A 1,550-nucleotide genomic window follows, 5' to 3' on the forward strand; every position below is an offset into this window, starting at 1 on the left:
GCCGAACCCCAGGTCTCGACCACGGTCGCGATGGCGACATCCTTGCCATCCTTCATCCAGCCTTCCGCGATGATCAGGGGATCGCGGGCCTCATCGAGATAGATGCTGTTTTCCATGACTGCTTCTCTTGGAGTCTGTTTATGATCTGGGCAGTTCGCGCAAATCTATGCTCAATCAATCACCGCGACCGCGTCAACTTCGATCAGATAGTCGGGGGACAGGCTCGCCACGCCAAGCACCACGTCGGCTGGTTTGTGATCTCCGAACAGCTCTACCCGAGCCTTTTCGATGATCGGCAAGCATTCATCGCGATTGTAGTTGACGACATAGATCGTGATCCTGGCGACCTGCGCAGGCGCCGCACCGGCGGCGGCGAGTGCGCGGCCGAGATTGGCAAACACCTGGCGCGCCTGAGTCGCAAGATCACCACGGCCAACCAGCTTGCCATCCAAGTCTTCTGGCTCCTGGCCCGAGATGAAAACCAACTTGCTGCCTGTCGCAACGACAACCTGGCTGTACGTCTGCGGAACTGGCAGGTCCTTTGGGTTGATGCATTGGAGCGTCATTCATCGGGTCTCCTGTATGGTGGTCGCAATTTATCTGGGAGCCTGTTCTTCCGATGGATAGACATATGGCTATGCGGCGTGCCTGTCGCCAGCCGGCAGCCATCGACGCGGATCGACGGAAGCGGCCGGCCGCTGGTCGAGCGAGGCGCAGAGATCGGCCAACGCCTCGAGATTGTGCACCGGGCGGAACTCGTCGACATGCGCCAGCATCGCCTTGACGCCACGCGCGCGCGCCTCGAAACCGTCGAAGCGCAGCAGAGGGTTCAGCCAGATCAACCGACGGCAGGATTTGTGCAGCCGCTCCATTTCTTCCGAAAGGCCGGCGATCTCGTCGCGCTCCAACCCGTCGGTGATCAGCAGCACCACAGCCCCCTGCCCCAGCACGCGCCGCGACCACAGGCGGTTGAACTCGGCCAGCGTGTCGCCGATACGGGTGCCGCCGGACCAGTCCTTCACAGTCGCCGAGCACTCGGCGAGCGCGGCATCGGGATCGCGATGGCGCATCTGCCGCGTCAAATTGGTCAGGCGCGTGCCGAAGACGAAGGCATGCACGCGGCGGCGCTTTTCCGTCAGCGCGTGCAGGAAATGCAAGAAGATGCGCGTGTACTGGCTCATCGAGCCGGAAATGTCGGCAAGCACCACCAGCGGCGGATGCACCTCGCGGGCAGAGCGGAATTTCGGCAGGATCAGCGTGCCGCCGGTGCGCGCGGCCGACCGCATCATGGCACGCGGATCGATGCGCCTGCCTTGCGCGTCCGCCCTGAAGCGGCGCGTGCGGACCATGTCGAAGGGCAGCCGCAAGGCGGCGATCGCGTGCTTGGCCTCGGCCAGTTCAGCGGCGTCCATCTGGGCGAAATCCTTGCCGCGCAGCACCTCGTTGCCGGAAAAGGTGAAGCGGGCGTCGACCTCGATCTCGGGGATTTCCCTCGCCGGCTGGTTCTTCTGATGGCCCTCGAACATCGCCTGGCTGACGCGGGTCTCGGC

At 63.4% G+C, this 1,550-nt stretch carries 2 protein-coding genes and 1 pseudogene; all 3 read right to left on the reverse strand.

Annotated features, from left to right (window positions below):
* Positions 1-116, reverse strand: a pseudogene (locus tag EN781_RS35660) (XdhC family protein); the annotation flags it as partial.
* A gap of 54 nt (positions 117-170) precedes the next feature.
* Positions 171-566 carry a RidA family protein gene (locus EN781_RS32285; protein WP_126054822.1) on the reverse strand — a complete coding sequence of 132 codons (396 nt, stop codon included), beginning with the start codon at positions 564-566 and terminating at the stop codon, positions 171-173.
* 69 nt (positions 567-635) lie between these two features.
* Positions 636-1,550 (reverse strand): VWA domain-containing protein (locus EN781_RS32290; protein ID WP_127400716.1); only part of this gene is annotated, 915 nt, incomplete at its 5' end.

This window comes from Mesorhizobium sp. M4A.F.Ca.ET.090.04.2.1 (genome assembly GCF_003999085.1).
Classification (GTDB): Bacteria; Pseudomonadota; Alphaproteobacteria; order Rhizobiales; family Rhizobiaceae; genus Mesorhizobium.